Source organism: Gammaproteobacteria bacterium (genome assembly GCA_033720895.1).
In the GTDB taxonomy this organism is placed as follows: domain Bacteria; phylum Pseudomonadota; class Gammaproteobacteria; order Natronospirales; family JAJUFS01; genus JAWWBS01.
The window spans coordinates 1-6,281 of the sequence record JAWWBS010000085.1 but is presented as its reverse complement, the minus strand read 5'-3'; the positions used below and the strand labels follow the sequence as shown (position 1 = coordinate 6,281).

Genomic DNA, 6,281 nt, shown 5'->3' with positions numbered 1-6,281 from the left:
GATTTACGCGGAATCTGAATCCCGATATAATTGTGCGATTTACCAGCCGAAACAGCAGGAGCCGCTGCCAATGCGAATTGTCCAGGAAGCCTTGACCTTCGACGACGTCCTCCTGCAGCCCGCCTACTCGGACGTGCTGCCCCGCGATGTCTCGCTCAAGACCCGCTTGACGCGTGAAATCGAACTGAACATTCCGCTGCTTTCCGCTGCCATGGACACCGTCACCGAGGCCCGCCTGGCCATTGCGCTGGCCCAGGAAGGCGGCATCGGCATTGTCCACAAGAACATGACCGCCGAGGAACAGGCCCGCCAGGTGCGGATGGTCAAGAAGTTCGAAAGCGGCGTGATCAAGGATCCGATCACCGTTGGCCCCAAGGCCACCATCCGCGAAGTGCTGGAACTGACCCGTGCCAACAACATCTCGGGTGTGCCGGTGGTGGAAGGCGAATCGCTGGTCGGCATTGTCACCTCGCGCGACCTGCGCTTCGAAACGCATTACGACGATACGGTTTCCACCATCATGACCGGCAAGGACAAGCTGGTCACGGTCGAGGAAGGTGCTTCCAAGGACGAGGTCGAAGCCCTGTTGCACAAGCACCGCATCGAGAAAGTGCTGGTGGTGAACGACAAGTTCCAGCTGCGCGGCATGATTACCGTCAAGGACATGCAGAAGGCCAGCGATTACCCGAATGCCACCAAGGACAGCGACGGCCAGCTGCGTGTGGGCGCAGCCGTCGGCACCGGGCCGGACACCCCGGCGAGGGTGGATGCGCTGGTGGCAGCTGGCGTGGATGTGGTTGTCGTCGACACCTCGCATGGCCATTCCAAGGGCGTGCTGGACCGCGTTGCCGAAATCAAGAAGAAGTACCCGGACCTGCAGGTCATCGGCGGCAATATAGTGACCGCCGAAGCTGCGCTGGCGCTGGTCGAGGCGGGCGCCGATGGCGTCAAGGTCGGCATCGGCCCGGGTTCGATCTGCACCACCCGCATTGTTGCCGGTGTCGGCGTGCCCCAGGTGTCGGCGGTAGCCAATGTCGCCGAGGCGCTGGCGAAGTCGGGCGTGCCGCTGATCGCGGATGGCGGCATCCGTTTCTCGGGCGACCTGGCCAAGGCCATGGCGGCCGGTGCGTATTCCGTCATGGTGGGCGGCCTGCTGGCCGGTACCGAGGAAGCACCGGGCGAGGTCGAGCTCTACGGCGGTCGCTCCTACAAGTCCTACCGCGGCATGGGTTCGCTGGGCGCCATGTCCGGCAAGACCGGATCTGCCGATCGCTATTTCCAGGACAAGACCGACGAGGTCGAGAAACTGGTGCCGGAAGGCATCGAAGGCCGCGTGCCTTACAAGGGTCCGATCGCGCCGATCGTTCACCAGCTGATGGGTGGCCTGCGCTCGGCCATGGGCTACACCGGCTGCCGCAACATCGAGGAGATGCGCAGCAAGCCGCAGTTCTCGCGGATCACCGGTGCTGGCGTCAAGGAATCGCACGTGCATGACGTGCAGATCACCAAGGAAGCGCCGAACTACCGGCTCGACTGAAACAACACGAATACCGGGCCGCGCACGTCGCGGCCCGCTGCTTTGGGCTACCCGTAACCGCCGCTGAGGAAACCTGCTCCGATGAGCCACGACATCCACGATCATCGCATCCTGATTCTTGATTTCGGTTCGCAGTGGACGCAATTGATTGCGCGCCGCATTCGCGAAATCGGCGTGTACTGCGAGTTGCGCGCACCGGACATCAGTGCCGCCGACCTGAAGGCCTTCAAGCCCAGTGGCGTGATCCTGTCGGGCGGTCCCGAGTCGGTCACCGGTGAGGGCGTGCCCAAGGCCTGTCCGGAAATCTACGAGCTCGGCGTGCCGGTGCTTGGTATCTGCTATGGCATGCAGGACATGGCCAAGCAGCTTGGCGGCAAGGTGGAGTCCTCCGCCCACCGCGAGTTTGGCGTCGAGCGCATGACCGTGACCGGCGAATCCCGCCTGTTTGACGGCATCGAAGACAGCATCACCGATGCCGGCCAGCCGCAGCTGGAAGTGATGATGAACCACGGCGATTCAGTGACCGGACTGCCGGATGGTTTTGCACGGGTCGGCCAGTCGAAGGAAGAATCCTGCGCTGCCATGGCAGACGACACGCGTGGTTTCTATGGCGTGCAGTTCCACCCGGAAGTTACCCAGACGAAGCAGGGCAAGCGCATCCTGGAACGGTTTGCGCTGGATATCTGCGGCTGCGAAGCACTCTGGGATTCCTCCAACATCATTGACGACCAGATCGCCGCGGTGCGCGAGAAGGTCGGCAAGGGTCATGTCATTCTCGGCCTGTCCGGTGGCGTGGATTCCTCGGTGGTAGCCGCACTGCTGCACCAGGCCATCGGTGACCAGCTGACCTGCGTGTTCGTCGATACCGGCTTGCTGCGCCTGCATGAAGGCGACCAGGTGATGGCGACGTTTGCGGAGCACATGGGCGTGAACGTGATCCGTGTCGATGCCGAGGACCGCTTCATGAAAGCCCTGAAGGGTGAAACGGACCCCGAGAAGAAGCGCAAGATCATCGGCAACATGTTCATCGACATCTTTGACGAGGAATCGGCGAAGATCGAAGGGGCCGATTTCCTGGCACAGGGCACGATCTATCCCGATGTCATCGAGTCGGCCGGCGCGTCCGGCAAGGCACATGTCATCAAGTCGCATCACAACGTTGGCGGCCTGCCCGAGCACATGAAGCTCACGCTGGTCGAGCCGCTGCGTGAGCTGTTCAAGGACGAGGTGCGCAAGATCGGAGTCGAGCTCGGCCTGCCGGCAGAGATGGTCTATCGTCATCCCTTCCCGGGCCCGGGCCTGGGTGTGCGCATCCTCGGCGAAGTGAAGAAGGATTACGCCGAGATGCTGCGCCGTGCCGATGACATCTTCATCAGCGAACTGCGCAAGCATGACCTGTACGACCAGGTCAGCCAGGCCTTTGCCGTGTTCCTGCCGGTCAAGTCGGTCGGCGTGCAGGGCGATGGTCGCCGCTACGAGTACGTCATTGCCCTGCGTGCTGTCGAAACCATCGATTTCATGTCGGCGCGCTGGGCGCACCTGCCATACGATTTCCTCGATATTTGCTCGCGCCGGATCATCAACGAGGTCGAGGGCATCTCCCGCGTGGTCTACGACATCTCCGGCAAGCCGCCCGCCACCATCGAGTGGGAGTGAGCTGAATCGGTGTGCTTCCGCGCCACGTTGAAGGAGACGTTCTTCAACGGGGGAAGACATGCCGTTTATCGATTTCGTCGGGCCGGACAGCACCGACCCGGCCGTTCGTGACTATTACGCTGCCGTGACGGGCGAAGACGGGAACATCAGCAACATGTTCCCGCCGCATGCCCACGAGCCGTCGATTTTCCATGCCTGGAACGGCCTGCTGGGAGCCATTCGGGAGCAGCTGGACCTGCGCCGCTACGAGCTGGCAACCCTGGCTGCGGCGAAGGAACTGCGCAGCAGCTACTGCATGCTGGCGCATGGCTCGGTGCTGCTGGAAAAATTCTATTCCGAGGAAGCCTTGCAGGCGATTCTTGCCGACCATCACCGGGCGGGCCTTGCCGCTGCCGACGTGGCGCTGATGGATTTCGCCACCAAGGTGGCGCGCGACGCCACCGCCATCACGCAGGCCGATATCGATGCCATGAAGACCTCCGGGCATTCCGACCGGGAGATCTACCTTTTCTCGGCGGCGGCTGCTGCTCGCAGTTTCATCACCAAGCTCGTCGATGCACTGGGCGTCCAGCCGGATGGCAAGTACCTGGCAATGCCCGAATCGCTTCGCAAGCAGCTGGTGGTGGGTCGGCCCATCGACAAGCCCGCCTGAGCGGGGCATCATCCGGCCATGAACGATGTGACCGGAACCGACCTCGAATTCATGCGGCGCGCCCTGGCGCTGGCGGAAGAGGGTGCTGCACGGGGCGAGGTGCCGGTGGGCGCCGTGCTTGTGAAACAGGGCGAGGTCGTTGCCGAGGCCTTCAACCAGCCCATCTCCTCGAACGATCCGACTGCCCATGCCGAGATCCTGGCCCTGCGCCAGGCTGGAAAATCACTCGGCAATTATCGCCTCACTGACACGACGCTCTATGTCACGCTGGAGCCCTGCACCATGTGTGCCGGCTCCTTGACCTGGGCGAGGGTGGGCCGCCTGGTGTTTGCGGCCAGCGAGCCGCGCACCGGCGCGGCCGGCAGCGTGTATGACATTCCGCGTGACCAGCGGCTGAATCATCGTCTCGAGGTGACAGGCGGCGTGCTGGCCGAGGAAAGCGCGGCCTTGTTGCAGGAATTCTTCAGAAACCGACGCTGAGGTCTACAGTGATTCGGTGGCGCTGGTGACCTGGTCTTCCTGGTTGGTGATCCACACCAGGATGTCGTAGTAGCTCCGGATGTTCTCGACATACAACACCGGTTCGCGGCCGCGTGCATAGCCGTGCTTTGTCCGGCTGTACCACTTCTTCTGGCTCAACAGGGGAAGGTATTCGCGCACGTCGATCCACTTGTCCGGATCATCACCAGCCGCTTCCGTCAGGATGCGGGCATCCTCGAGATGGCCGAAGCCGACGTTGTAGGCGGCCAGCGCCAGCCACGTGCGATCCGGTTCCTCGATGCGATCCGGAATCTTGTCCTTGACCCGGTCGAAATAGCGGGCGCCGCCGAGGATGGACTCCTCGGCATCACGCCGATTGTCGATGCCCACATGGCGCGCAGTGTTCCGTGTCAGCATCATGATGCCGCGGACGCCAGTCGGCGAAACGGCATCCGGGTCCCAGTGTGATTCCTGGTAGCCGATGGCGGCGAGGAGTCGCCAGTCCACGCCAGCCAGCAGGGCCGCCTCTTCGAAGGTCTCGCGATAGGCAGGCAGGCGCGAGTCGATGTGCCGCATGAAGATTCGCGTGCCGACGTAATCGAAGCGATCGGTGTTGCCATAGTGCCGGTCGATCACCTGGGCCAGCTGGCCGCTGCCCTGCAGCGTTTCAAGGAAGATGACGGCCTCGCGATAGAGACTGTCGTCAGGACCGCGCTGGAAGGCCCAGGCCAGCGGCTCGGGCTCGGCGAGATCCAGTGCGGCCCGCAGCTCGGGGTAATAGCGCTGGCCAAGCGCGATCTCGACGGAGTCGGCCACGGCATATTCGAGTTCCTTGCTGGCCACCTTGGCCAGCAGTTCCTCGGCGCCGACATCAAAGCGCTGGACCCAGCTGGTGTCGTCGTACACCCTGGCGAGCGATTCTTCGTGGCTCGAGCCGCTGATCACGCCAAGCGAAGAGCCTTCGATCTCTTCGAGACTGCGCGGTCGACCCTCGCCATAGCGATAGACGATCTGGGGGGTGATCTCCAGGTAGGGCGGTCCGAACCAGAAATCCGCCTTGCGCGTGCGGGTTATGGACAGGCCTGCGGCGGCAATATGGGCTTCGCCGCGCCTGACAGCCGGAAGCACCTCCGAGAAGTTCTCGGGCGCATACATGTTGAGATTGACGCCCAGATGGGTGGCAAACTGGCTCGCGAGGTCGTATTCCAGTCCGGCCGGACCCTCGGCGCCGAGATAGAATGTTGTCGGGGAGTTGCGAGAAACAACCCGGAGTTCGCCCCTTGCCTTGACCTGCTCAAGCAGGCTGGGCGGCGGCTGGCAGGTGCCCAGCAGCAGGGCCAGGATGATGATGGTCAGGACTCGCAAGCGGTTATTGTCTCCGTGACTGTCGCTCGGTCTGGCTGCCCCCTATCTTAACCCAGAATGCTGTTGTAGAATCCCCACCCCTCGGAGAGGTGCCAGAGTGGTCGAATGGGGCTGACTCGAAATCAGTTGTCCGGTTCTCCCGGACCGGGGGTTCGAATCCCTCCCTCTCCGCCAATTATGCGAAAGGCCCGCTCTGCGGGCCTTTTGCGTTCCTGCGGGTCAGCGTCGAAGCGGCATCCGGGCGGGGCGATCGAGCCGGGAGCCCCGCAGGCGGCACTGCCGCCCGCCCGGCTGCCAGCCACAGCTCGACCGCCTCCTGGTCAGCGATGTATCAATTGAGCAAAAAAACACCAGCTGAGGGCGAGTCGCCAACGGCAGGCAGTCGCGCCTTCCTGTAGAGACTGCACTACCCGGGCATTCCATGTAGATTGGAAGGACCGCCTGTGCTCGGGGGGAGCGGGATGTCTTTGTCTGTGGGCCGATCAGAACTGTATTCGCGCGTGTTGGCACGGGCCGTTCTCGGCCTGTTGATGGTCGGATTGCCGGTCACCGTCGGGGTGGAGGCATCACCGCAAGAGGTCAGGGTTGGTG

At 62.9% G+C, this 6,281-nt stretch carries 5 protein-coding genes and 1 tRNA gene; 5 read left to right on the top strand and 1 reads right to left on the bottom strand.

Annotation, left to right across the window (positions count from 1 at the left end; genetic code table 11):
- Positions 1-70 precede the first annotated feature (70 nt).
- The 4 genes from guaB (at position 71) to tadA (ending at position 4,325) form a co-directional block, all read left to right on the top strand.
- The gene (guaB, locus tag R3217_09975; GenBank protein ID MDX1455772.1) at positions 71-1,537 is read left to right on the top strand and encodes an IMP dehydrogenase; all 1,467 of its coding nucleotides are present in this window, start codon (positions 71-73) and stop codon (positions 1,535-1,537) included.
- Between the two features lie 81 nt (positions 1,538-1,618).
- Positions 1,619-3,193 carry a glutamine-hydrolyzing GMP synthase gene (guaA, locus tag R3217_09970; GenBank protein MDX1455771.1) on the top strand — a complete coding sequence of 525 codons (1,575 nt, stop codon included), beginning with the start codon at positions 1,619-1,621 and terminating at the stop codon, positions 3,191-3,193.
- 58 nt (positions 3,194-3,251) lie between these two features.
- Positions 3,252-3,845 carry a carboxymuconolactone decarboxylase family protein gene (locus tag R3217_09965; protein MDX1455770.1) on the top strand — a complete coding sequence of 198 codons (594 nt, stop codon included), beginning with the start codon at positions 3,252-3,254 and terminating at the stop codon, positions 3,843-3,845.
- An 18-nt stretch (positions 3,846-3,863) separates the two neighbouring features.
- On the top strand, positions 3,864-4,325 hold the full coding sequence (gene tadA, locus R3217_09960; protein ID MDX1455769.1) for a tRNA adenosine(34) deaminase TadA: 462 nt from the start codon (positions 3,864-3,866) through the stop codon (positions 4,323-4,325).
- A gap of 3 nt (positions 4,326-4,328) precedes the next feature.
- Here tadA and mltF read toward each other — a convergent pair whose 3' ends face one another.
- Positions 4,329-5,690: a membrane-bound lytic murein transglycosylase MltF gene (gene mltF / locus R3217_09955; GenBank protein MDX1455768.1), complete on the bottom strand. Its 1,362-nt coding sequence runs from the start codon at positions 5,688-5,690 to the stop codon at positions 4,329-4,331.
- 83 nt (positions 5,691-5,773) lie between these two features.
- On the opposite strand from mltF, the gene R3217_09950 reads away from it, so the two are divergent.
- A tRNA-Ser gene (locus R3217_09950) sits at positions 5,774-5,864 on the top strand.
- Positions 5,865-6,281 lie beyond the last annotated feature (417 nt).